Origin of the sequence: Enterococcus sp. AZ071, from assembly GCF_050499065.1 — a bacterium.
In the GTDB taxonomy this organism is placed as follows: domain Bacteria; phylum Bacillota; class Bacilli; order Lactobacillales; family Enterococcaceae; genus Enterococcus_A; species Enterococcus_A ferrettii.
Genome location: NZ_JBIPAS010000001.1, coordinates 3,216,749 through 3,242,798, shown reverse-complemented (window position 1 = coordinate 3,242,798; position 26,050 = coordinate 3,216,749). Strand labels below are relative to the sequence as shown.

At 39.1% G+C, this 26,050-nt stretch carries 24 protein-coding genes; 3 read left to right on the top strand and 21 right to left on the bottom strand.

Features of this window, described 5'->3' with window-relative positions; all coding sequences use genetic code 11:
• Positions 1 to 5 precede the first annotated feature (5 nt).
• Positions 6 to 668, top strand: coding sequence for an ABC transporter permease (locus tag IGI49_RS15925; RefSeq protein ID WP_429962469.1), 663 nt, complete (start codon positions 6 to 8; stop codon positions 666 to 668).
• A 110-nt stretch (positions 669 to 778) separates the two neighbouring features.
• Here the strand turns inward: IGI49_RS15925 and IGI49_RS15920 are convergent, their stop codons facing one another.
• From IGI49_RS15920 to IGI49_RS15845, 16 genes are all read right to left on the bottom strand, one after another.
• Entirely contained in the window at positions 779 to 2,602 is a 1,824-nt protein-coding gene (locus IGI49_RS15920) for an amino acid permease (protein WP_429962468.1), read from the bottom strand.
• Between the two features lie 304 nt (positions 2,603 to 2,906).
• A complete protein-coding gene (locus tag IGI49_RS15915) occupies positions 2,907 to 5,642 on the bottom strand; it encodes a YhgE/Pip family protein (protein WP_429962467.1) in 2,736 nt (911 codons plus the stop codon).
• Between the two features lie 159 nt (positions 5,643 to 5,801).
• Positions 5,802 to 6,125 (bottom strand): hypothetical protein, encoded by a 324-nt coding sequence (locus IGI49_RS15910; RefSeq protein WP_207703895.1) that lies wholly within the window; start codon positions 6,123 to 6,125, stop codon positions 5,802 to 5,804.
• A gap of 1 nt (position 6,126) precedes the next feature.
• Positions 6,127 to 7,068 (bottom strand): NADP-dependent oxidoreductase, encoded by a 942-nt coding sequence (locus IGI49_RS15905; protein ID WP_429962466.1) that lies wholly within the window; start codon positions 7,066 to 7,068, stop codon positions 6,127 to 6,129.
• A gap of 105 nt (positions 7,069 to 7,173) precedes the next feature.
• Positions 7,174 to 9,057, bottom strand: a complete 1,884-nt coding sequence (locus IGI49_RS15900) for an ABC transporter ATP-binding protein (RefSeq protein ID WP_429962465.1) — start codon at positions 9,055 to 9,057, stop codon at positions 7,174 to 7,176.
• Positions 9,044 to 10,786: an ABC transporter ATP-binding protein gene (locus IGI49_RS15895; RefSeq protein WP_429962464.1), complete on the bottom strand. Its 1,743-nt coding sequence runs from the start codon at positions 10,784 to 10,786 to the stop codon at positions 9,044 to 9,046. The genes IGI49_RS15900 and IGI49_RS15895 overlap by 14 nt, the downstream gene beginning before the upstream one ends.
• 118 nt (positions 10,787 to 10,904) lie before the next feature.
• Positions 10,905 to 12,365: a helix-turn-helix domain-containing protein gene (locus tag IGI49_RS15890; RefSeq protein ID WP_207703891.1), complete on the bottom strand. Its 1,461-nt coding sequence runs from the start codon at positions 12,363 to 12,365 to the stop codon at positions 10,905 to 10,907.
• A 472-nt stretch (positions 12,366 to 12,837) separates the two neighbouring features.
• Entirely contained in the window at positions 12,838 to 13,218 is a 381-nt protein-coding gene (locus IGI49_RS15885; RefSeq protein WP_207703890.1) for a type II toxin-antitoxin system PemK/MazF family toxin, read from the bottom strand.
• 10 nt (positions 13,219 to 13,228) lie between these two features.
• Positions 13,229 to 14,350, bottom strand: coding sequence for an alanine racemase (alr, locus tag IGI49_RS15880; RefSeq protein ID WP_429962463.1), 1,122 nt, complete (start codon positions 14,348 to 14,350; stop codon positions 13,229 to 13,231).
• Between the two features lie 17 nt (positions 14,351 to 14,367).
• Positions 14,368 to 14,718 (bottom strand): holo-ACP synthase, encoded by a 351-nt coding sequence (gene acpS / locus IGI49_RS15875; protein ID WP_429962462.1) that lies wholly within the window; start codon positions 14,716 to 14,718, stop codon positions 14,368 to 14,370.
• A gap of 416 nt (positions 14,719 to 15,134) precedes the next feature.
• A complete protein-coding gene (gene cshA, locus IGI49_RS15870; RefSeq protein WP_429962461.1) occupies positions 15,135 to 16,667 on the bottom strand; it encodes a degradosome RNA helicase CshA in 1,533 nt (510 codons plus the stop codon).
• 273 nt (positions 16,668 to 16,940) lie between these two features.
• Entirely contained in the window at positions 16,941 to 18,296 is a 1,356-nt protein-coding gene (locus IGI49_RS15865) for a UDP-N-acetylmuramoyl-tripeptide--D-alanyl-D-alanine ligase (RefSeq protein ID WP_429962460.1), read from the bottom strand.
• Between the two features lie 142 nt (positions 18,297 to 18,438).
• A complete protein-coding gene (locus IGI49_RS15860) occupies positions 18,439 to 19,503 on the bottom strand; it encodes a D-alanine--D-alanine ligase (protein WP_429962459.1) in 1,065 nt (354 codons plus the stop codon).
• A 105-nt stretch (positions 19,504 to 19,608) separates the two neighbouring features.
• Positions 19,609 to 20,043, bottom strand: a complete 435-nt coding sequence (locus tag IGI49_RS15855; protein WP_207703885.1) for a YaiI/YqxD family protein — start codon at positions 20,041 to 20,043, stop codon at positions 19,609 to 19,611.
• Complete coding sequence (locus IGI49_RS15850) at positions 20,027 to 21,379, bottom strand: hypothetical protein (RefSeq protein ID WP_429962458.1); 1,353 nt, start codon at positions 21,377 to 21,379, stop codon at positions 20,027 to 20,029. The genes IGI49_RS15855 and IGI49_RS15850 overlap by 17 nt, the downstream gene beginning before the upstream one ends.
• 16 nt (positions 21,380 to 21,395) lie before the next feature.
• The gene (locus IGI49_RS15845; protein WP_429962457.1) at positions 21,396 to 22,295 is read right to left on the bottom strand and encodes a metallophosphoesterase; all 900 of its coding nucleotides are present in this window, start codon (positions 22,293 to 22,295) and stop codon (positions 21,396 to 21,398) included.
• A 115-nt stretch (positions 22,296 to 22,410) separates the two neighbouring features.
• Between IGI49_RS15845 and IGI49_RS15840 the strand changes: the two genes are divergently transcribed.
• Positions 22,411 to 22,818, top strand: a complete 408-nt coding sequence (locus IGI49_RS15840; protein WP_429962456.1) for a hypothetical protein — start codon at positions 22,411 to 22,413, stop codon at positions 22,816 to 22,818.
• 400 nt (positions 22,819 to 23,218) lie between these two features.
• Here the strand turns inward: IGI49_RS15840 and IGI49_RS15835 are convergent, their stop codons facing one another.
• Complete coding sequence (locus IGI49_RS15835; protein WP_429962455.1) at positions 23,219 to 23,533, bottom strand: MazG nucleotide pyrophosphohydrolase domain-containing protein; 315 nt, start codon at positions 23,531 to 23,533, stop codon at positions 23,219 to 23,221.
• Between the two features lie 49 nt (positions 23,534 to 23,582).
• On the opposite strand from IGI49_RS15835, the gene IGI49_RS15830 reads away from it, so the two are divergent.
• A complete protein-coding gene (locus IGI49_RS15830; protein ID WP_429962454.1) occupies positions 23,583 to 24,143 on the top strand; it encodes a TIGR00730 family Rossman fold protein in 561 nt (186 codons plus the stop codon).
• Positions 24,144 to 24,430: 287 nt separating this feature from the next.
• On the opposite strand, the gene IGI49_RS15825 is transcribed toward IGI49_RS15830, so the two are convergent.
• From IGI49_RS15825 to IGI49_RS15810, 4 genes are all read right to left on the bottom strand, one after another.
• Positions 24,431 to 24,793, bottom strand: coding sequence for a hypothetical protein (locus IGI49_RS15825; RefSeq protein WP_429962453.1), 363 nt, complete (start codon positions 24,791 to 24,793; stop codon positions 24,431 to 24,433).
• A gap of 17 nt (positions 24,794 to 24,810) precedes the next feature.
• The gene (locus IGI49_RS15820) at positions 24,811 to 25,041 is read right to left on the bottom strand and encodes a hypothetical protein (RefSeq protein ID WP_429962452.1); all 231 of its coding nucleotides are present in this window, start codon (positions 25,039 to 25,041) and stop codon (positions 24,811 to 24,813) included.
• A gap of 389 nt (positions 25,042 to 25,430) precedes the next feature.
• Positions 25,431 to 25,787, bottom strand: a complete 357-nt coding sequence (locus IGI49_RS15815; RefSeq protein WP_429962451.1) for a hypothetical protein — start codon at positions 25,785 to 25,787, stop codon at positions 25,431 to 25,433.
• A gap of 91 nt (positions 25,788 to 25,878) precedes the next feature.
• Complete coding sequence (locus tag IGI49_RS15810; protein WP_429962450.1) at positions 25,879 to 26,031, bottom strand: hypothetical protein; 153 nt, start codon at positions 26,029 to 26,031, stop codon at positions 25,879 to 25,881.
• Between the last annotated feature and the right edge of the window lie 19 nt (positions 26,032 to 26,050).

The following is a 26,050-nucleotide window of genomic DNA, read 5'->3' as shown; positions in this document are numbered from 1 at the left end:
GCGTAATGGAAAACATGAATACTTTTCAACAATTCTTTGAGTATTTTCAAGTGAATGGCGGTTATGTCTTCTCACAATTCTATCGCCACTTCTTGATTTCAATTTATGGCGTACTTTTCGCCGCTGTTGTAGGCATTCCGGTCGGTATCTTTATTTCTAAGCATTATAAATTGGCGAACTGGGTTATTCGGATTGCTAATATCATCCAAACAATACCTTCATTGGCAATGATCTCAATTCTGATGTTGGGCTTAGGCTTAGGCGCGAATGTGGTTATCTTGACCGTCTTTCTTTATTCGTTGCTGCCGATTATTAAAAATACGTATACTGGTATGCGCCAAGTCGATCGAAATGCACTGGATGTAGGTAAAGGGATGGGAATGACTTCATTTCAGCGCTTATACATGATTGAATTGCCTTTGTCAGTTTCGGTAATTATGGCCGGGATTCGGAATGCTTTAGTTGTTGCCATTGGAATTACGGCAATCGGTGCTTTCGTAGGGGCTGGCGGTTTAGGTGATATCATCATCCGCGGAACAAATGCTACTGATGGTACTGCGATTATTTTAGCTGGTGCTCTACCAACCGCATTAATGGCTATCATTACTGATTGGTTGTTAGGACTAGTAGAACGTCGCTTAGATCCAGCAACTAAAACAAGTAAATAAGTAAGAAAAGCTTCATTAGAAACGTTTAGTTTTAAATCAACAATCGATAAGGTTAGCTTGTGAAGCTAGAAATAAAAAAACAGAAACAGTTTAAACTGTCTCTGTTTTTTTTATTTCTTCAAATGATAGTTGTAGGTACTGATAATAATATCATCCCGGTAAGACAACCTCAGTCGTAAACGTAAAGCTGTTTGATTGTGCAGCGAAAGCTTCCAAGCTTTATTAGGCACAAATTCCGGAATTAAAACCGTTGTTGTATAGTTGTATTTTTTAGATTTTTTACTTACCCGATCAACATAACGAGTTACCGGATTAATAATTGAACGATAAGGCGAACGTACCACAGAAAAACGAATTTCAGGAAACTTCTCCTTAAATTCCTTCTGGATTTCTTTTTCCTTTTCAGAATTTTCATCTAAGGAAACATGCATCGCAATGATGTAATCACCAATTGAACGAGCATAATTAATTGCTCCGATATTTACCTGGGTTACATTTCCCACCAATACGATCACTGTGTTCCCCTCGTATTCGTGCAACTTTACCTCATCAGCCAACCGTAATTGTTCAGCTACATTTTGATAATGTTTATGAATTCTATAGAAAACATAAATCAATATTGGCATGATAATAAAGAATGGCCAAATATCATTTAATCGGTAAATGAACAGAATGACTACAATTGAGAAGGAAATCAGTGCACCAATAATATTGGCAATTGATTTTTTCAACCATTGACCGCCTTCACTGTACCATTTCTTGACCATTCCCGTTTGTGATAGCGTAAAAGGAATAAATACACCAACTGAATACAAAGGAATCAATCGCTCTGTGGATCCTTGGAAAATCATCAGCAAAGCAATTGAACCCAACGCTAGCGTAATGATCCCATTAGAATACCCTAGACGGTCTCCACGGTCTTGATATCGGTGAGGCAAGTATTTATCTTTAGCCAAATTATAAGCCAGAACTGGAAAAGCTGAAAACCCAGTATTAGCAGCAACTGCTAGAATCAAGGCAGTAGCAAATTGCATAATATAGTACATAATCCCTTTACCAAAAACCGATTCTCCTACTTGAGACAGCACCGTTACTTGTTCAGAAGGTATAATTCCATACCAATAGTTCAAGAAAGTAATCCCTGTAAAGAAGAAGGCCAAGATGATTCCCATCATTGCTAAGGTTCCAGCAGCATTCTTTGCTCGCGGTTTCTTAAAGAAAGGCACCGCATTACTAATGGCTTCAACCCCAGTCAGTGAAGAAGATCCTGATGAGAACGCCCGCAACAGCAAAGCTATGCTAATGCCTGGTACGAATGATCCTGGTTGCGCTGTTGCGTTTATAGGTACCATTCCAGTTACTATTTTGAATAATCCGACAATAATTAAAACAGTCATAATAGCAATAAATGAATACACCGGAAGCATCAAAAAGCCAGCGGATTCTCTAAGTCCCCGCAAATTCATTAACATTAGCAGCAAAACAATTACCACAGCGATCAGTACCCGATGATGATACAAGGCTGGGATAGCAGATGCGATCGCCTCTGCTCCTGCTGATACCGATACTGCGACCGTCAACATATAATCCACTAAAAGTGAACCACCAGAAATCAGTCCGGCACTTTTTCCAAGATTTTCGCTGCTGACAACATAGGCCCCTCCACCATGAGGATAGGCGTGGATAATTTGGCGATAAGAAAGAATCAGCGACGTCAGCAAGACCAACACAACTGCCGCAATTGGCAAGGAATACCAAATCGCCGCAGTGGACAATGTTACTAGCACAACGACAATCTGTTCCGTTCCGTACGCCACAGATGATAGGGCATCAGATGACAGCATCGCCAAGGCTGCAAATCTTGTTAAACTTTGATCATCATTTTCAGATGACTTCAAAGGCTTTCCTACCAGCAGCCGTTTCAAATAATTCACTTTGTTCAACCCCTTATTTTAACCAATAATTTAATTTTTCTATATAGATAGAAGCTTCTTTTTTTTAGTTTAGCTTCATTCTTCAGACTTGCCCATTCTCCTGCTTAGCTGTGTACTTTCTTTAGCGAGAAACCAATCACCCCTGGTTATTCCGAGCTATTTTCTTTCAGCTAAATAACTACAAGCAATCGCCATACTACTCGCCTTTTTACTAAAAGTCAATATTAGTTTTGATTAAATTATGCTAAAAGACAGCTTAGCAAAAAAGCAGACAATCAACACTAGGATGACTGCCTGCTTTCGCTTAATGGAAGATTTTACTTTCATGAGAAATCTTGGTCAACTTCGCCATTTTTGGTTGTAGAATTGGATACGCCCATGTTCCAACCACTCCAAATAAGATAATGATAAATATCATGATTACTATATCCATCCGAGCATTTGGCCAATAAATTCCGCCAGCACTTTCCCTCAGCAGATTTACTGCATGGGTGAAGGGCAGCCACGGATTGACTGCTTGGAAAAATTTACCGGATACTTGAATTGGGTAATTTCCGCCGCCACCAGAGATGGACAGCACTAGTATGATAATCGCGATCCCCTTGCCCACTGTACCAAACAAGGCAACTAGGACATAAACCATCATAGTAAAGGCAATTACGACTAATAGAGCAAATAACACACTCCAGGCTGGATTTTTCACGTAAACTCCCAACAAGAAGTAGTTCCCTAAACTAACTACCAAGGCTTGGGCAATTCCCATAGTCATATAAGTTAACAAACGAGCACTAAATTGTTCACGTTTTGTATATTTGCCGCGATCCTTTTTGTCCAAGTAAAAGTCAGTGGTAGTTACACTGGAGAATAAAACTGCTCCTACCCATAAACAGAGGGCCGTATAAAATGGTGCACTGGCCGAGCCATTGTTGGCAATTGGATACATCGTATTCGTCTGCAAATCCACTGGTTCAGCAAAGAAATTACTTTCCTTTTGCGCATCCAGCTTCAACAGCTTGATAACTTCGCCAAAATCAATTGTTTGATCTCCTTGGTTAATTGCTGCTGCCGCCTTTTGAATCCCACTGCGAATAGATGGCCAATCATTTTGGATCAGGTCAGTAGCCATAGTCAACGCCGATTCCACCGCAGGCATCTTCTCATTGACAATGTTTAGTCCTTGATTAATATCATTTTTGACACCAGGCCAATCATTTTGCATAAAGTTTGCAGCCTGATTCAAACGCTGCTCAACTACCGGCAGTTCATTGTTGTACAAGCTAGCACCTGTGTTAATCCCATTCACAATTGTATCCATGTGACCATTTAATAAAATATTGGCATCATGAACTTCTTGACCAATCGCCGGCATTTGTTGTTGATACTTTTCTAAAATTGGAATTGCGTTGGCAACTGTCTGCTGCGTATTGTTTAACAAAGAAACAAAATCAATTTGCTGTGCTTGATTCAATACTCCCTGAGCAGTTGTGATTGTGCTGATTACTTTGTCTAAGACATCTGTAATGGTTTTGGAAGCTTGACTTACATCAATTTGCCCAACTAGGTTAGCGATATTGGTTGAGACCTGCCTAATCTGATCTAGATAAGCAATTGCTTGAGCTGGTGAACCATTTTGTACTAGATTGTTCAAATTACCTAGACGATTACTCAAATCCCCCAAACTATTTTTTACATCTCCTAATTGAGTGATCATAGTTGCTAACGCTTGGCTGGCATCAGGCAAATTATTTTTATCAGCGTAGTCCTTTAGTTGGTTTAAAAAGCCGACTAAATTATCAATTGCATTTTGTTGGCTCGTAATATTCGTTTGAAAATCTTGAATCAACGAAGCAATGTGCTGCTTTTCATCCGGTGTCAATTGTTCTTTATTCAGCAGCTCTTGAAGGTTGGCTACCAACGAATCAGTTGCGGTTGCCACTTGTCCAATCGAACTCAAAGTCGCGCTGGCACTGCTGGCAATACTTGGTACAGCCCCCTTCAATTGTTCCGCTCCATTTTTGGTAGTGGCGGCTAAATCATCGGCCTGATTACCTAGCTTTTGTACATCAGGTAAAATTTGTTGCACCTGTTGAATGATTTGCAGTCCTTGTTTTGCTTCATTGATTCCATCTGTTAAAGTTTGTTGGATCGAAGCAAAATCAGAATCCACCGTTGCCAATTGCTGCCCGGCTTGTTGAATCTCTGGAATTTTTTGCTGCAAGGTTAAAATGACACTGGCCTGCTGCTTTAGCTCTGGAAATTTTTGATTCAGAGCAACCAATTTTTGACCTAGATCATCGATTTGCGGCAAATAGCTTTTCATTTGATTCGCTTGGGCCAGCTTTTGCTTAAGCTCTGGCAGTTTACCTTGGACCGCGACAATTTCTTGGGTGTATTGATCGATATCGTCCAAATTGTCGTTGGTTTTAAGAATGAGGTCTTTAACTTTATTGATGCTGACAAGATTTTCATCAATATTGTAGCCTATCTCATTAAATACTGATAACAGGGTTGAACTGGCTGTTTTGATAAACTCATCTGTGATTTCTTGTTGGATCGAGCTAGCACCTTTGTCTGTGATTTTAGGTGCAATCGCGTTGATCTTTTGATTCAAATAGTACTCGATCTTTGGTTTTTTGATTTCACCAGACGTAAAACTTAACAGATCTGCGGAAAACTCCTTAGGCAGGTAAATCCCAGCATAATATTTACCAGATTTTACCCCTTCAACAACTTGCTCTTTAGAGTCAACAAATTGCCAGCCTAACTGCTTATTTTTGTGTAAATTATCAATTACTTGATCGCCAATCTCGATATCCTTGCCTTGAAAAGATGCACCAGCATCTGCACTGTACACTGCAATAGGCAGTTCCCCAGTATTAGAATAGGGGTCCCACAAAGCTTTTATATTAAACCAAGCATATAACGATGGAATAATCATTAAAGCAATCATCAGTAAGATTGCGATTGGATTTTTGGCAATTCTTTTCCAATCGAGGGCGTATAATTGAAAAGTATGTTTAATTGATTGGAATAGTTTCATTTGATTTCACCCACTAGTTTTATTTTTCGACTGACTTACTTTAGCATGGAAATTTGCCTGATTTCAATCATCTAAACCCTGTGAAATCAACTTTTACGACAGTTGTGACAATCTGTCATAATTGTATCCCTTTCCAAAAAAACAAATCTAAAGAAAAGTTTAACGTCCTAAATTTTTGGCTGCCACAAATTTTTCCAGTAGCATCTCTGCTTGTGCTTCGATTTGTTCTTGGTCGCCAGCTTTCGCCGACAAGCGCGTAGTTGGTGTAGTCTCCAAATCCATTAAGCGAATAGGAACGGCTTTTCCATTTATCACTTCAAGTGTGATTTCTGGATGGATCAACGTTTCCCCACAAAGCCCTGGCACAAGATAAGCCATTTGATAGCCTTCTTCAACTGGTCTTACTCGATAGTAGCCATCCTTAATAAATTCTTTTTCTGCCGTATAATTGGCTAAGACCTTCTCCCATTTTTTTTGATCCATTTTATGCTTCCTCTCTCTCCACAATGAATTTACCAGCTGTCGGATGACCTTCCAGTGCTTCATGTGCTTCAATGACACTTTCCAGCGTAAATGGATATTTCTTAGCAATTGTAATCTGCAGGTCTGCTTCTTCATATAAGTGATTAAAAGCTTCTAAAGCTTCTAGGTCTGAGTAATCTTTTGAGGGTGCAAAATGCAGATAATTTCCTGGTTTTGACTGATCTTGCGGCAGATCGTTTAAAACGACATAATTACCAGCCGGTTTCATTGCTTTCAAGCCCGATTCAGCTGTGCGGCTCCCTTTTGTGGCGTCAATTACAGTGTCCGCCTGATTCTTAAACAATTCACCGACATCTTCTTGATCATAAGCCGCAAACTCATCAGCTCCGAATGTTCGTACCATCTCTTCGTTTTTCTTTGAGGCCGTAGCAAAAACTGTTTTCCCTTGATACTTCAATAAGCGGACTAACAAGGAGCCCACCGCTCCAGAAGCACCTTGAACTAAAATGGTTTCCCCGATTTTATCACCTAATAAATGAGTAACTAAATTGTAGGTCGTTAACCAAGGAGTAACTGCACCCGCAGCTTCAGCCCAACTGATTGCTGGTGACTTCTTCGCTGCCTTTTTGCCAGGAATTACAAGTTCTTCACCATAGGTGCCGCCAACTGCATGTACGATGACTCTATCACCAACTGCTAAATGATTCACCTGAGTTCCTACTTCTGTTACGATTCCAGTACCATCATTACCTAAAACGTAAGGAAATTTTAGTGACCGAAAGCTGCTCATCTTGCCTTGGCGCAGTGAAATGTCATAAGGATTTACACCAAAAGCAACAATTTTTACTCGAACATGGGTTTCATCAACTTCTCTTGGCAGGGCGTCGATTTCGGTCAAGACTTCTCTGGCCGGACCATAGTCTTTCATCGCAAAGCGTTTCATTTCTCTCATCCTTTCTACTAAAAAAGCGGCTAGGTTCAAACGAAACCTAGCCGCATACCTATATTAACAATAATACAAAATGGACAACTTTGAAACTATCTAGCCTTAATCCAACTCCACTTTACCAGTGTAAAGTTGGTAATACATACCATGTTCTTCCAGCAAGCTGTCATGGTCCCCACGTTCGATAATCCGTCCATGATCCATTACCATTATCACGTCTGAATTTTGAATGGTTGAAAGGCGGTGAGCAATAACAAATACGGTTCGGCCTTCCATCAAACGGTCCATTCCGGTTTGTACAATACTTTCCGTTCTAGTATCAATACTAGAGGTTGCTTCATCCATAATCATTACTGGTGGATCAGCTATGGCAGCCCGGGCAATTGCTAATAGTTGCCGCTGTCCTTGTGACAAACCATCACCATCCCCCGTAATTACCGTGTCGTATTTTTCTGGTAAATGCTGGATAAACATATCTGCATTGGATAGTTTGGCAGCTTGATAGACTTCTTCATCCGTCGCATCTAAACGTCCATAACGAATATTTTCTTTAATCGATCCAGTGAACAAGTGGGTATCCTGCAAGACGATTCCTAATGAATGACGCAAGGAATTCTTCTTGATTTTCTTCACATTAATACCATCATAACGAATCTTGCCATCTTGGATATCGTAGAAACGATTAATCAAGTTGGTAATCGTCGTCTTACCCGCACCGGTGGCTCCAACAAAAGCCACTTTTTGGCCTGGTTCGGCGTAAAGATTAATATCGTGAAGGACCATATGATTAGTGTCATAACCGAAATTGACATCTTCAAATCGAACATCTCCTGTCAGACGGGTGTAGGTAGTTGTTCCATCTTCATGAGGATGCTTCCAAGCCCATAGTCCTGTTCGCTGATTGGTTTCAATAAATTGGCCGTTTTCTTCTTTGACATTGACTAGCGTAACATACCCATCGTCCACTTCTGGCTCTTCATCCAATAATTGAAAAATACGATCGGCACCTGCTAAAGCCATAATAACAAAGTTAATCTGTTGTGAAATTTGACTGATTGGTCCGTTCAATGAACGACTCAGCTGCAGGAAGGACGCAATCATCCCAACTGTCAACGCCGAAACACCATAAACTGCAAACAAACCTCCGACTATCGCAACTAATACATATTGAATGTTAAGCAGGTTCATCATAATTGGCATTAGCATATTGGCTGTCCCATTGGCTTTAGCAGCACTTTGGCGCAGTTCTTCGTTGATTGCATCAAATTCTTGAATTGCTTTTTTCTCATGGTTAAAGACCTTCACGACTTTTTGCCCATGCATCATTTCTTCAACATAGCCATTCACTTTCCCCAAGTCCCGTTGCTGATTGCCAAAATAGCGACCGCTTCGTTTAGAAATAAAACGCAGCATCACAAACATCAAAGAAACTGAGAACACTACAAACAACGTTAACGGTACACTAATCGAAAACATTGCAATAAATACTGAAATGAAGGTTACAAATGCCATCAGCAGGTTAGGAATACTTTGCGAAATCATTTGACGCAAAGTGTCGGTATCATTGGTAAAGTGACTCATAATATCACCATCAGAGTTAGCATCAAAATAACGCAATGGCAAGCTTTCCAGGTGTGTAAACATATTGTCTCGGATCGTCCTTTGCGTTCCTTCAGAAACCTTAACCATGACTAGATTATAGAAAAGTGTTCCAGCGATACCAACTACATAAATAGCAGCCATCGTCAAAATTGCTCGCAATAATCCGCTAAAATCTGGATTTGCTTGCCCCATCATAGGAGTAATATAATCATCAATAACAACTTGCAGAAACAGGGATCCGCGAACATTGGCAAAGGCGCTTAATAAAATAGCAATAAATACGACAAAAAGCTGAAATTTGTATTTGCTCATCATAATACTCAAAAGACGCTTCAAGGTTTTAGCAGGATTGGATTTAGCAAATTTTCGATTATTCGGAATCATGATCACCAAATCCTTTCTGTTGAGAATTGAAGACTTCTTGATAAATCTGATTGCTGGCCAGCAATTCATCATGAGTACCTACACCGTTAACCTTACCATCATCTAAAACAATAATTCGATCGGCATCTTGAATTGAGCTGACTCGCTGAGAAATAATGAAAGTTGTCGTCCCAGGGATTGCCTGCTTTAGTCCATCACGGATGGCTCGATCAGTCTTAGTATCTACCGCACTAGTTGAATCATCCAAAATCAAAATTTTTGGTTTCTTCAATAAAGCACGAGCAATGGTTAAACGCTGTTTCTGTCCACCTGATACATTGTTCCCACCTTGTGAGATCATCGTGTCATATTTATCAGGAAACTCTTGGATAAATGGATCAGCTTGAGCAATTTTTGCAGCAGCCTGAATTTCTTCATCTGAAGCCTGCTCATTTCCCCATCGCAGGTTTTCGTTAATTGTTCCACTAAACAGTACATTATTTTGCAAAACCATTCCGACTTGATCCCGCAATACTTCCAAATCATAGTCGCGAACATCCTGTCCACCAACCATCACTTGACCATGGGTCACATCGTAAAGACGAGGGATCAACTGAACCAAACTAGATTTAGAACTCCCCGTACCACCAACAATTCCCACCATTTCACCTGAGCGAATTGTTAGATTGACGTTTTCTAAGACCAATTTATCCATATCATCTTGATAACTGAAGCAGACATCATCAAATACAACTGAACCGTCTAGTACTTCAGTTAATGGTGCATCGTTGTTTTTTAGGTCACTCTCTTCATCAATTACAGCGATAACACGTTCAGCTGATGTTCTGGCAATCATTAATTGAACAAAAGTCATAGACATCATCATCAAGCTCATTAGAATTTGCATTGTATAGTTGAACATACTTACCAATTCACCAGTAGTCAATGAACTCTGTTCAACAATTAGTTCCGCTCCCAGCCAAGAAATTAAAAGCATACAAGTGTAAATAGCAATTTGCATCACTGGCATATTGAAGGCAACAATTCGTTGAGCTTTAGCAAAGTTGTCATACACAGCTTGCGAAACTTCACCAAATTTTTCCTCTTCATGCTCTTCGCGGATGTATGATTTCACTACGCGAATACCTTGGAGATTTTCTTGCACCACGTTGTTCAAACGATCATACGTACGAAATACTTTCATAAAAATCGGGTAAGCAAAGTGAATAATTAGACCTAAGCCAATTCCCAATAAGGGAACAATAATTAAATAAATCATGGATAAACTACGATTGATATGAAAAGCCATCACTAAAGAAAAAATCAAAATCAAAGGGGACCGAACGAGGATACGAATAATCATTTGGTAAGCATTTTGAATATTGGTTACATCGGTTGTCATCCGCGTAATCAAACTTGAGCTGGAGAAACGATCAATGTTGGAAAAGGAAAAGCCTTGAACCTTCTCAAACAACCGATGTCGTAAATTCCTTGCAAACCCAGCAGATGCAATTGCAGCCGTACGACCTCCAAGTGTCCCCATAAATAGTGCAAATAGGGCACAGAGGAACAGCAGACCCCCGTAACGTAAGATTACAGACTGATCACTCTTTTGAATTCCTTGATCAATCAAACCAGCCATAATCAATGGCATTATGACATCCATCAGTACTTCTCCCATCGTAAATAAAGGAGTCAGTAGACTGTCTTTTTTATATTCGCCGACATTTGCCAGCAGCTTTTTCAGCATATATTCACGTCCTTTCACTTCACTACCAGTATATGGGTTTCTGGCAAGTATTCATAATAATAAACTCTCTCACTCCATAGAAAAAGAGAGGCACGCCTCCCTTTTTCTTTCTCGGTTATTAACGAATCTGTTTAATGATTGAATTAACGATTGAAAAATCAACCTCTGTTAAAAAATCATCCACAATCTGCAAATTAGTGTATGGATATTCTTTCAAGGTATAATTGGAAATTACTAGATCGTAAGTACTAAAGGCTTCCATCTTTTCCGGGGTTAATTGCAAAATGGATTCATCATACACCGTGATCTCCACTCGGTAATAAAAACGGCTTTGAATTAATTCTGACAACATTTCTCCGTGCCGTCGACCAGAATCACTAATAATCATGATTTTGACCTTTGGCGATAAAACGTCCAAATAATGGGCCAACTGTCCCCATTCAGTAAACAGACAGCGCAAAACTAAAAAGTAAAACTGACTGAACCAGGGAAAATCCATTTCTCGTTCCAAATCAATTAACTGCTGCTGAACCATCTTTGCAAAGTGGGGGTAATAATGCTGAGCCGAACGGCTAAAAAAAGCTGCCTCGTTAAAGAGCATTGCCCGAGAGTATGGATAAATATAGTACCCCCGATAAATGCGCAGCATCTTTTGAGTAATATGCTTTTGATTCAGTTCCTCCAACGGAATTTTGAATGTTGAAACCAGTTGCTCCAGAAAGCTCTCAATTCCTGTACAAACTTTATCGTAGGTTTCCTTTTTGTTAGTAATGAAATAATCATAAAACAAGCTGTGAATTACTTCCTGATACCAGGTTCTAGTTACCACGTAATTAGAATTCTCTACTGTAGCCTCTGCAAGAGCGTACAACTCCTTCAGTTTAGCCAACGTATCCTCATCGGGTTCTTTAATCGTTTGATTGGTCATCATCAGCCCCTGCGAACAACGAATGATAATAATTGACAGCAAAAAGCTATACTCCATTGTATCGCGATCATTCATCATGATATCAAAGGCTTGGCTGGAACGGCGAACAAAAGTAATCACCTTTTCTTTTTCCAAATCAAAAGGCCATTCACTCAATCCGTATTTTTCAAGAAATAAGTGAACATAAAAAATGCGAACCCAGCGTTCATCATCAGCGGTGATTCGAAAAGGCTTACGTTCTAGACGCAGACCTCTCTTCTCCATCACATCATCAATCTGACGAACCATGCGATAGAAGGTTGCTTCACTGATGTACAATTCATTAATCCAATAATCAGCATCCTCATTTGGACGGAAAAATACCCGCTCCAAAAATTGAAAGCTTTCGGACTCCTCCATGATGTCAGCAGCTAACGGACGGATTTTATTATGTAAGCTGTCATCCAATCGTATTCCTTTAGTTCTGGAATATTCAATGCCGATTTTATCTTGCCAGTCATGATTAATTGCCTCTATATCAGAAAGAATTGTTTTAGTAGAACAATCCAGCAAATCAGCCAGCAGTTGAGGGTCTTGCCAATCAAAGAAATCCCTTAATATTCCAATAATCGATAATCGGCGTTGAATCGTCGTTTTTAATAGGTGCTTCACGGGAAGCCCTCCTCTGCTAATCATTACATTGATCTGTTTTTCACATCTTAACTAACACTTATAATCGAAATAGCCCATGGTTATTATACCCTGATATAACTATTTTTTTCTCGTATAAGCCATCAAGTAAATTCATAAAAACAAATATTTTAAAATCAAATAATGGTTAAACAATCTTTTCTAATTGATTCATCACTAAAACGCTAAAAACAAGAGAGTGATTCATAAATCCCAAGATTTACTATTTCACTCTCTGATTCTAAATTAATCTGGCAGCAAACAAAAAGCGGTTTTACTACGAATGATAACAATTCTTTAAATGTCTATTTCCATTTTAAGATCTGGTAATCCTTCCTCTATCATAAACAGCTTTTTTTTAGAAACGCGAGAGTATCTAACACATAAGACTAACAGAAAGATAGTCCAACTGTCTACCTAATCGCAGGTATATTTTTTTAGTAAATAGAAAAATTTATGTATAACTTGACTGCGCAGCAACGATTGACGAAGTTAGTTCAATTCCTACACTCACACGTAACGCTTCATCTACTGATTTCATCATTCCTTTATCCAGATGACAAACCTTTTCTTTTAATCGTGACTTGTCAATGGTCCGAATCTGTTCAAGCAATATTACTGAATCCCTTTCAATACCTGTCTTATTGGCATTTATTCCAATGTGAGTCGGCAGTTTAGGCTTAGCCATTTTAGCTGTAATTGCTGCAACGATGATTGTTGGACTAAAATGGTTACCCAAGTTATTTTGGATAACTAAAACCGGACGGACACCGCCTTGTTCTGACCCAATGACTGGAGACAAATCCGCAAAATAAATATCACCACGCTTAACCATGACACTCCTCCTACTCCTTATAAATTCGCGGCACTCTTTCTGAAATCATACAAGCTACTTCGTAATGGATTGTGTCCAAATGATCTGCCACTTCTTGCATTGTAATTTCCGCATTACCATTTTTTCCAATCAATGTCACTTGAGTCCCTACTTTATATTCCCGGGGCAAGCGAATCATTAACTGATCCATGCAAACACGACCGATGATTTCACAATGATTGCCTTCTACCAAAATGGAAAAACCTTGCATTTTTCTTAGCCAGCCATCTGCATACCCGATTGGAACGGTCCCTATCCATTCCTTTTCCGATGTGATATAGGTTTCCCCATAACCTATCCCTTCACCAGCTGCTAATTCTTTTACCTGAATCAGCTCTGAAACGAGCTCCAATGCAGGTATTAGCGGATATGTTTCTGGCAATGCATGTCCTGACGGGTTAAGACCGTACATCGCTACGCCATAACGAATCATATTCCCTGGAAACTCTTCATGCCACAATGCCGTCGCACTGTTGCTTGCATGAATGTAGCGCGGCTTTTCTTCCAGTACTTCCAGCATTTTTTTAAACCGCTGATTCTGCAATTTCCAGTATCGGGTATCCGATTCATCGGCAGTTGAAAAATGAGTGAACAGCCCCTCCCACAGCATATTAGGTGACTGCCGAATAAAATCAGCTGCCTCTTTCACCTCTGAAGGGGTCAAGAACCCAATTCGTCCCATACCCGTATCTGCTTTTATATGCAGTTTTAAAGGAATTTCCGAACCAATTTCATTCAGCATTTCCTGAGCTTCAATCAACCAATCTTTCGTAGCAACAGTGATAGATAAATCGTAATCCAGCACTAGTGACAAATAACTTGGAAAAACGACACTCAAAATAAGGATCGGCTCAACAATTCCGACTTCCCTAAGTTCAATCGCTTCGTCCAATGTAGCCACACAAAAACCAGTAGCTCCAGCTGCTAGTGCCGTCTGGGCTGTTGCTACAGCTCCATGTCCATATCCTTGCGCTTTCACAACAGCAAATAATTCAACACCTTCAGGCAGACGTTCTATTTCCCGCCTTATGTTTGTTTTGACTGCGTTTCTATGTACAAATGCTCTTGTAGGTCGATGGTACGTAACAACCACGTAAAAATCCTTCTTTCTTATTCTTCTAATAATACTTGAGCGATAGCCAGAGTATCTGTATGGGTTAAGGTAACCAAGACCTTGCCTTTATAGGGAGATTCAGCAAAATAGGGAGCTCCCGCATCATTGCGAAGTATCTCCAGCTCTTGAAAGCTTATTTCACCAATTCCGGTTCCCCAAGCCTTAGCAAAGGCTTCCTTACAAGCATACCGTCCTGCTAGAAATTCTACCTTGCGATGAGCAGAATGGCTAGTAAAAAGGGCTAGCTCCTTTTTAGTCAGTATCCGAGTTGCAAATTGCGGTTTCGTTTCGATGATTTTGGCCATCCGATTTATCTCAACTGCATCGATACCGATTCCTTTGATCATGCCTTCATCCTTTCCTTGTATCACTACTATTTTACCAAAGTCTTCATCAAAATCTATTTATTTTTTTAAAAGAACAAAGAAAAAAGATAAACCGAACTCTGTTTATTGCTATTACTGACATACACTGATCTACAATTATACATCAATAACAGCTTGAAAGCCAAATTAGGACTTTTTTTGTAACAACTGACAATAATCATTTTTTAAATCTCTATTTCGATATTACAAAAATAATAGAATATAAATTGAGTATTTAATATTTTTTTGTGCTTTTTTCTCTATTATAATTGATCTTTCACTCATTTAATTTAACGCCACACCGCTTTCTACTCTTGGAATATGGTATTGAAAGTCTTTTACCTACATGCTAAAAAAAGAGCAATCTGAACTGAAAAGTCAGATTGCTCTTTCGTTAATTAGTCGTTCGAATTGGTACGAATGACAAAACCACGCTTCTTATCATTACGGTTGTTGGTCCGCTTTGTTCCACTGTAGTTTTTGTTTTTGTTTGAACGTTCCCGATCACGATCTTTGCGATAACCGCCTTCTTTATTGCGGTTGCGGTTGTTGCTATTGTTTCCACCACGTTTGCCGCCGCGGTTGAACCCGCCCTTTTTGTTTGAAGGTAATGGGCGTTCTGGAGTGATTTTTACTGGAGCAGCATCAGAAGGGTCTTTTGCGACTGTTTTCAAAAGTAAAGCAGCCATTTCCTCAGCGCTATAAGCTTCCAATAAATCTCTCGCAGCTTCCGTATACTTATCTAAGTTATCGGCACTGCCATCCAATTCTTCGTGAATTTGTTCAATTGCCGCACCCAATTGGCCTTTAAAGGCTTCTTTTTCGGTTGGCGGACGTAACGGTGTCATGCGTTTTTTAGTTAGATTTTCAATGACATGAAGATAGCCCATCTCGTTTGGTGTAACAAAAGTTACTGACATTCCGCCTTTACCAGCACGGCCTGTACGTCCAATACGGTGAACATAGCTTTCAGGATCTTGTGGAATATCGTAATTGTATACATGTGTTACGCCTGAAATATCTAATCCTCGGGCTGCAACGTCAGTAGCAACTAAAATATCTAGATCACCTTTTTTGAACGAACGCAATACGCTCATCCGTTTTTGCTGTGACAAATCGCCATGAATACCTTCCGCTTTATAGCCACGAGCTTCTAACCCACGAGCTAATTCATCTACACGACGTTTAGTACGACCGAAGACAATTGCTAAATCTGGCGTTTGAACATCGAACAAACGAGTCATAACATCGAATTTTTCAAAATCTTTTGCTCGAACATAGTATTGATCGATCAAATCAGCAGTCATTTCTTTTGCTTTGATCCGTACGTGTTCAGGGGTGTTCATAAATTTTACGCCAATTTTTTTAATTGCATCTGGCATAGTCGCAGAGAACAATAATGTTTGACGATTTTCAGGGACTTTGCTGATGATTTTTTCAATATCTTCTAAGAAGCCCATGTTCAGCATTTCATCAGCTTCATCTAAAACTAGTGTTTCAACTGTTTCAAGTTTCAGTGTGTGACGGTTGATATGATCCAGCATACGTCCTGGTGTCCCCACTACAATATGCGGACGGTCTTTCAAGCCGCGAATTTGGCGACCAATATCAGCACCCCCATAGACAGCTTGAACCCGGATTTTTTTATCACGTCCTAAACGGAACAATTCTTCTTGCGTTTGGATAGCTAATTCACGGGTAGGTGCAATAACCAGGCCTTGTAGAATTTGTTTCTTCGCATCAATCTTATTCAGCATTGGCAAGCCAAAAGCAGCTGTTTTACCTGTTCCTGTTTGTGCTTGTCCAATAACGTCTTTTCCTTCTAAAGCTAAAGGAATAGTTTGTTCCTGAATCGGAGTTGCTTCTTCAAAGCCGGCGCGTTCAATGGCTGCTAGTAGTTCTGGTGCTAACTGTAATTCTTTAAATTTCAAATGATATCCTCCTAGTATATGTTGACTTATGTCAGGTGGAGCGTGCAGGTTCTTGTATCTATCAATAATCCGCAACCGTCCCTTTTAGTTACCGTCTATTGTGATACCACCGAAAAACCGCTCCTTGAAGTCAGGCGGAAGGAACATCTCTCAAAAAAAAGCCCATTTTATGGGGCTTTCAATAATCTATTGGATGACTCATTCAATCATTACTTCATTTCTCGGCAACGGCTTATTATAGCACATGAAACTATTTTCTGCAAGTTTCAAATTCTATGCTTGCAGTGCTTCAATCACTTCAATTAATCCCATGCCGTTGCTGCCTTTTAAAACGATACTGTCATCTGGCAATAAATCTACTTTGATAGCTTCAATCAGTTTAGCTTTTTCTTCTTTGGAAAATGATTGAACTGATAGGCGCGGATACCGAGTGGCAATAACAGTTGCTAAGTTTCTCATTTGCTCACCATATAAATACACCACCGCAAACTCTTGATCGTTTAGGTGATCCACCATATTATGGTGTAAAAGGGCAGCATCCGGACCAAGCTCAAGCATATCTGCTAAGACAGCTAAACGGCGGCCATTCGTAGGCAATTTAGCAAAAGTATCCAACACTAAACTCATCGCTGTCGGATTAGCATTATAGACATCACTCAAAATATCTGCACCATTTCCTGCTTTCAACCACTGCGTGCGGTTTTGAGTTACTTCAACATACGTTAACCCTTGATAGATCTCTTCATCAGATAAACCGTACCAACGACCAATTGCTAAAGCGATAAGAGCATTTTTGACATTGTATTTTCCTGGCATAGGGATTTGATAAGCTTTGCCATCTACCGTGAATAACGTGGCTTCCCGTGATTCAGACATAATGGTTGCTGAAATATCCCCCATTTGAATGCCAAAAGTTTTTTGCTTTTGCGAAAGATTTTCTGTCCGCTCTGTTAATAACGGCTCATCCGCTGGAATCAACAGCAAACCGTCATCAATCAAACCTTTAGTGATTTCCAGTTTTGCTTCCGCTATTCCTGCTCGTGAACCCAGGTTTTCAATATGAGCTTCTCCGATGATAGTAATAGCCGCAACATCCGGCTCAGCGAGTTCCGAAAGAACCTTGATTTCTCCAGCGTGATCCATGCCCATTTCTAAAATCAGTTTTTCTGTTCCTTCTGGCATATGTAAAATTGTATAAGGCAGACCAATATCGTTGTTGTAATTTCCTTGTGTCTTGTAGGTTCTAAACTTCTGATGCAACACGGCCTCGGTCATATCTTTAGTTGTCGTTTTACCATTTGAACCTGTAATTGCAATAACATCGGGATTTTCTTCCAACAAATAATAGCTGGCTAATGCCTGAAAAGCCTTTAACGTATCTGGTACTTTGATAGCGATAATATTCTCTGGCGGTTGGACATTCTCATTACTCCAAAATGTTGCAACTGCACCATTCTCAATTGCTTTTTGAACAAACAAATGACCATCGGCATTGCCTTGTAATGGGACAAATAGATCGCCAGCTTTGATTTTACGCGAATCAAATTCAACCCCGGTGACCGTTACTTCTTCTGCACCTACTAATTCTCCTTGAACGGCTCTGTTAATGATCGTCGTTGTTAATTTCATGGTGTGTTCCTCCCATTCCTTGTCTAAAAAAAGAGTCTGGCCTTGTAGTAGCTCCAGACTCTTTCCTACTAAGCGGTAATAAAAACGTCTGTTTCTGTTTACCCATTGAATTGAATACTGTCAGCTTTCATTATACCCATTTTTACTCAAAAGCAGCTTGTTGTTTGTAACGGTTCAAGCCTAATTGAATCAATTCTTCAATTAGATCACCGTATTTCAAGCCCATATTTGCCCATAATAAAGGATACATACTGAATTCTGTGAAACCTGGCATCGTATTTAATTCGTTTAAGAATAATTCGTTTTTATTGGTCAAAAAGAAATCACAACGAGTTAAGCCTGCTCCGCCCAGCATGGTGAAAGCCAGCTTTGCATATTCTCTTGCTTTGTCGCTAACCTCTTCAGGTATTTCAGCTGGAATAGCCATTTTAATAGAATTATCGATGTATTTAGCGTTATAGTCGTAAAATGCTACTTCTTTGACTATTTCTCCAGGCAGTGTAGTTCGCACATCGGCATTCCCCAAAATTGCTACTTCAATTTCTCTTGCTTCGATTCCTTGCTCCACCACCGCTCGTGAATCATAGCGATAAGCTTCTTTTAACGCATTTTGCAGCTCTTCGCGATTTTCAGCCTTGGTGATTCCAACACTGGAGCCCATATTAGCGGGTTTAATGAACATTGGATAGAGCAGCATCCCTTCGCACTTGTCAAAAATCTGCTTAGGATTTTCTTTCCATTCATTTTTCAACACGGGTACATAAGGTACTTGTGGAATTCCCGCTGCCTGTAGGATGTATTTAGTCATGATTTTGTCCATAGCACTAGAGCTGGCCAATACACCAGCACCGACATAAGGCATATCCAATACTTCCAAGAAGCCTTGAATCGTTCCATCCTCTCCATTTGGACCATGCAGAACCGGAAAAACAATCGCGTCATCTTCTTTAATATCTCCGGGTGCAATTACTTTACCGGTAAAGCCTTCGACATCCGTTCCTGTTGGATCCCAAGTTAATCGCAATGTTTCATCTGTTTCAGGTGCTTCAGTCAACAATGGACCTTTTACCCACTGACCGGTTCTATCGATATAAACAAGCTGCACTTGATAGTAGTCAAAATAAACGGCTGAAATAACCGAAAAAGCCGATAAGATGGATACGTCATGTTCTGGACTTTTCCCACCATATAGTAAAATAATCTTCAAGTACTTATCCCCCATTACTTTTAAGATTCCCCCATATTTTAGCATAAAAAACAAAAAGCCGAAAAAAAAATTTACAAATGTTACAAAGCTTAAAGATTCTTATGGCTAAATAAGCTGAAGCAAAGCTTGGCGAAACTGCTCGCGATCTGCTTCAGTATAAGGTTTTGGACCTTTTGTACGTTGTTTCGACTGACGCATTTTGCCGCTGATATAACGTTGTCCCAAGAGTGCATCGATATTATTCATGGTATACTCCATCCCAGACTGATGCAAGACATGTGCAGCCTTGCTGAGAGTTAAAGAAGCCAACCCATAATCTTGAGTAATCAAAATATCTTTAGATTGAATTAATGACACAATTTTGTAATCTGCCGCATCCATGCCTCGATCTACATAAACGAATTTCACAAATTTAGGATACTCCTTGGTAGAGTAATGGTCAATACTAGTTACAATGACTACCTCTAATCCAAAGTGTTCAGCAATTTCAATCGTGGTATCTTTTACCGGAGAACCATCTCCGTCAATGATCAAACGCATGTTGTCCCACCTTTCCAATTATAGCTAACCAAATGATCATAAATATACTGGACCCATTTTTCACAGTGATCATTACTGCTCCCAAAGCCTTACTCCCCTGCTGTAGGTTAGGTAAAGAAAATAATTCATTCATTGGAAAATGATCATACCTTAAAATAAGCAGTAAGAAAACCATTAAGAGAAATTGATGTGTGATACTTCCTTTGTTTGAGGTTGCATATTTAGCGATAATCCTCTGTTCTGCCTCAATCGCATCTTGTTGATAATACCACTGATTTAACCAGCTGCTGGTGGTGCTGTGGAAAAAGGAAAGGACGCCAATTGCTAACGGAAAAACAGGAGAATAAAACAACGATATTAATCCCAAACTAAACCCCATTAATTGAGTATGCAAAGGATTATCCAAAAGTTTCCCGACCTTTCCCCCGAAAAGCATTGCACAGATTATTCCCAAAAAATACGGCAGGAATAAGTGCGTTGAAAGCGTCTGTTTCCCATACACAGCAGCCGTGTAGAAGGTGCCAAACAAGATTAGAAAATTTCCGCACATACCATTAAAAAAAGTCAGCATATTCACCCATAAAGGGAGGTGCCAGCTTCGCTTAGCAACCTTAACTCCATAAACAGATAGTAAAAAGATTAGACAGAATATCAGAATTGCTATATTTAAATAAACTTCCTTAAACAATATTCTGCCACTGCGTAAAAGAAAAATTGCAACAAAAAATAGACTAAACCAAATCAATTCCTTAGGTGAAAAAACATTTTTCGAAAGATCTTTAAAGTCTAGTTCGTAATGAGGAAAATGACGAATTGTATGATAAGCAAGTACAAAATATAACGTATAAAGCCCTGAAACAATCACTAACTGACCATTAATCGGCAGGCTCAACCCATAAAATAGTGGCAGCAGCAAAATTAGTCCCAATAAGTACGTTTTTCCACCTGTTACTTTTTCACCTTGTGCTTTCTCAAAATAATTAACACTGACATTGGCTGGTGGGAACAACGCAGCACTTAATCCTAAGCAAATACTGGCGAGAATGAAAATGGGCGTATATAGAGTACCTATTAAACTAAGTAACGAGCCGCATCCTCCCAATAACAGCGCCAAAATCAATAGTGTATATTTTTCAATCGAACGCTGAAGACTGCGAATAAGGAATATCCCCGTCATTCGGAAAGTATAAAATAATACGAAAGGCAGTACCGTAATGATATCGCGGCCGTCAATTAAATGAATATACAGTAAATATGGGACGAATATTATTGTATTGGATAAAATAAAAGGGGTCGCCTGTGCAAAACTTTGCCACACGATCTTTATCTTTCCCATCTAGATTCCTCTTTTCTTAATAAGCGATCACGGTTATCGCCTGCTGAAATTCTTGTTTCAAGTGTTCCATTCTATAAGCTTGAAAGGCCTCCTTATGGTTACGCAAAACGCCTCGTAGCTTCATCGGATTGTATTCCTCCACTAATTGATTCTTTAATACAAAATCTCTCGTTAAGCGCCACTCGTAATAGTAACCAAGGGGACGACAATGGTAGCGAGTTCCTTGAATCTGCTGTTCTTCAAACCGACGATGCGTATGGCCAAATACCACATCAGAAATATTACCATACTGATTCAACAATTGTCCTAAAGAAGCTGCACCTAAAAAGGCATTTAACTGGTTCCAAACTTGATATTTCCCCTCTAAACGTACGATAAACTGTTTTTGCGGGACAAAATGAGTCGCTAAAATCACCTGATAGTTTTCTTTTTCCAAATGCTTCAGTATGGGATCCAGCTGTTGTAAAATTCGCTGATTCACTGTGGGATCATCCCCAGAACGCATAATAACCCGATCGTACCAATACAAACGTTTCATTGAAGCTATTTTTTTCTGGTCCTGCAAATCAGAAAACTGATAATCATACCAGCCATTCAAACCCAGTAAAACGGTTGAATCATTTAACGGCAAGTACCGAAAATTCAAAAAATGGCTGTCAGGATAGTGTTCGATCATCTCTTCACCAACAATACTTCCCATTTCATGATTTCCCAAATTGAAAGTTGTCTCAAAACCTCTTTTGCGGAAATACTCATTAATCGATAATGTCTGTTTAATTTTATTAGCACTATCTCCAGCAAAGTGCAGCCGAGTAATATTTTTCTCCTGTAACGTCTCCAATAGAAGAGTCAATTCTGCTTCTTCAAAATGATTAATATCCGCATGAAGATCACTAATAATCGCCAGCTTTCCCATCCAATCATCTCCTTTAGTTTACTCCTAAATATAGAACCAAAAAATACCCAATTTATAAGATAGCCTGCGTAAAGATTATGCTATACTAAAGGTAGTAAGTAAAGGAGGATCGCCTATGGTTACCTATTCGCAGTTGAAAAAAGATTTGTTGCAAGCGCTCGATCTGCACATCGATATTTTGAAAGAAGTCGATGATATCTGTCCAGAACAGTTGCCAGTTTTTTTATTCATGATGCGCAGTTTAGGTTTCATGTTAGATCGAGCACCGAGAGTTTTGGCAGAGGAAGATTTGGAAGAACTGTACTATGTCATGTTCCAGTATTACAGCTTACTAACTGAGCTGAAGTACAATTTAACGTTAAATTTTCCATATGCTACCCTTCAAGGCGCTCCCTTGCTAGATTTAGTCCGTCAATTTCCTACTACTTTCGAAAAAGAAATGAAACAATGGTGGGAAGAAAAAACGGGGCTGGTAGTAGAAGAAACTAAGCAGACCATCGGAATCAAAGAATTTGAATATTAAAAACCTATGAAAAAGGATTCGCTTGCTCCATTAATCGGGTCCTTTTTCATAGGTTTTTAATAGGCATCTGAACTATTAGCGATAGTAACCAGTAGATAATAACATGATTTGCTGCTGGTAGTATTTTCATGAGTGGTTGATGGACGGACTACTTTCTTAAGCAATATTACGTTTAAACTATATCTGCTTTCGTTCCCTTTAAGTATAAGCATTCATTATATACTTGGTAAAACCTCAACCTGTAAAAGTTGCTGAAATCCAGTCTTTAATACCGTCACTGTTTTTCTCATGCCAAGGGATTACTTGTGGTCTGTCTGTACAAGTGATGAAAACTTACAATGATAAACATTTGCAAAACTTTTCTGCTTTGTCATGTTACTACTTTTTTATACAAACAACTTTACTGGTAACGTTCCAACAATTTTTTTTGATGGCTCTCCATAATATCTTCTAACGATATATTGTATTTGTCTGCCAGAATAAATAAATTATCCAACACATCCCCCAATTCCTCAGTTAAATTATCTAATTGTTCCTGATCCGTTGTCAGCCTCTCATCTGGACGATCTCGACCGATTTCAATGGTCCGAATGGCACGGGCAACTTCACCAACCTCTTCTGTTAAAAAATTAGCGCGAATAAAAGGTGGATACTGATACCAGCTGCGCTCCTTGTAAAATTCACTGATCCATTCTTGGTATTGATTAATATCCATTTTCTATCTCCATTCTGCTATACTGAGTAAAAAAGAAGCGAGGTCTTTTATGAATATAGCGGTATATTGTGGTGCTAGTGTTGGTAATGAACGAGTTTATAGTGAAAATGCTCGTACTTTAGGGACTTGGATTGCTGAAAATGGGCATCAACTGATTTATGGCGGTGGTAAAGCAGGTCTGATGGGTGTGCTTGCCAATACTGTCTTAGAAAATGGCGGCAATGTCATTGGCGTAATTCCTACTTTTCTGCAGGAACGCGAATTGGCCCATCCCCATTTAAATGAATTAATTGTCGTTGAAACCATGTCCCAGCGTAAAAACCAAATGATTGCAGCTGCCGATGTCTGCATCGCCTTACCTGGAGGCCCGGGTACTTTAGAAGAAATCAGCGAGGCTATTTCTTGGGCCCGAGTAGGACAAAATGATAGCCCATGTATTTTCTATGATACCAATGATTATTATCGTCCGCTACAAGACTTTTTTGACAAAATGGTAGCGACTGATTTTTTATCTATTGATGACCGCAGCAAAATGATGTTTGCTCATTCAATGCAGGAAATTGAGCAATTTATTACCGCTTATGAGCCCCCTCAAGTAAGGAAATATTAAGGATAAATAAAAGAGAGCTGGTCTTGGTTGATGATGAGAACAGCTCTTAAACAACTAAAATTCCTTTTTTTCATTATGTTGGAAGATACTTCTTCAATTTGTTTATACTATACCTTTGTCATTTTCAGAATTCCATAATACTTCTATTTGAAACATCGACATGTTCACACAGAATGAATGTTGACTGGTATTTTTTTTACTGATCTTCTCTCTTTCACAGACATTATATATCCGTTGAAAAACTATTTTGAGGTAACAAAAAAGTATCAGCAATAACTACCAATACTTTATTTGAGTATTCCTATTTTCTTTTTAGTAAACAACCAGGGTAAAATTGCACAACAGCTGAGTGCCCCAATAAAGCTCAGTCCAAAGTAAAGAAACAACAATAGAAAACTTGCCGATTTTTCAGCTAAAATCAGTGAACCAAAGGTGCTGACTAAGAACCAGTAAATAGTGTATATTCCTAACTGCTCATATCTTCCCACTAGCCATTTTTGTGTAAATAAATAGGTTAATGCAAAGAAAACCAACAGTCCACCATAGCCCAGCACAGCATACAAAGTCATGCTTCTCTTTAAAACCTCGATTAAACTACTAATAAGTACAGCACCTACAACAAAGAAAAAGTAACTCATTTGCTTTCTCATCATACCTACCTCTTTCTTTAGCCTGCTAACATTCCTAAAACTATTAGCAGTCCAGCTAACAACAGATTAACCGCAAAAGCATACTTATTCTTCATATTTAATCCATTACCAAAATGCATATCCTTTATTACAAAAAAACGAGGATCAGATGGAAAAAAGAAACCTGTTTGTCTTTTGTTTTGATATAAAGTCGGCACACTGGCTAAAGGATAAAGTAATAATAATAATCCGAATATAGAAATAAGCATGTTGATTCCTTCTTTCTTAGTGCTCTTCGATAAATTAGTAAAATGCTATAATGATTGAAAACAGTTAACATAAAAAAATCAGTTGCGTCATATCGGTCGCATGTTCTGTTTGCAAGATGCCAACGATAACAAGAAATGAATTTTAACTACTCAGGTTGAACGAATGTAAAAAACAAACGTCACCTTAGCCTATTAACGTAAGAATTTATTCTTTGTAATTGCTCTTTTAATCGGTTTATTTTCTGTTCCTTTCGCTTTTCTAAGTGTCATATCCATATCAAAAGAATCTTTATGAAACAAGCAAATTACTCAGCTGACTCATCTAGTAAGGTTACAATATCTCGTTTGATTAAACTTTGCATACTTTCTTTATATTTCGATAATTCCAGCTACTCCATTTTATTTATTACCAAAGGTTTTAAGTCTGGACGAACGTTTAGCAATTCTCTCAGATAGGGAATACACTGACGAACCGTAATAGAATTTTCATCATCCAAAATAGTTAATATTTCGAGCAAGTGTCCATCCAACTGTTGCTGTTTGTCCCACTGTACCGTCTTCATCAATAATTTAAAGCATCTAGCACGATTGCAGGAATTTCGTCCCTTTAGCCCTTTTAAGTAAAGCGGCCAATACTGATACATTTCATTGCTTTCGTTGCAGCGTATCTCCAATTTTTTAAATCGCTGCAGGGAATCCTTTGTGTCCTTTGCAGCTAGGATCTCTTCAATTTCTTTTTTCACCATACCTCACCCCTGCCTTTCATTTTATCTCTGTCGGAAGTTCTTTAAAAGAGTAAACAAAAAACAGTTTCTCCACGAGTTGAAGTCTCTGCTTTTACACGTTGGATTTATTTTTGAGAGCCAGAACAAGCAAAATAATTCCGACCATTACTACCGCTGCCAGAGTTATCCAGCAGTAAGGTGCCGGGATCAAAAGATTCAAAAGTATTGCTGCAAACATTAAGTATAGTATTGTTTGATCTTTCATTCTTCCTGCCTCATTCCTA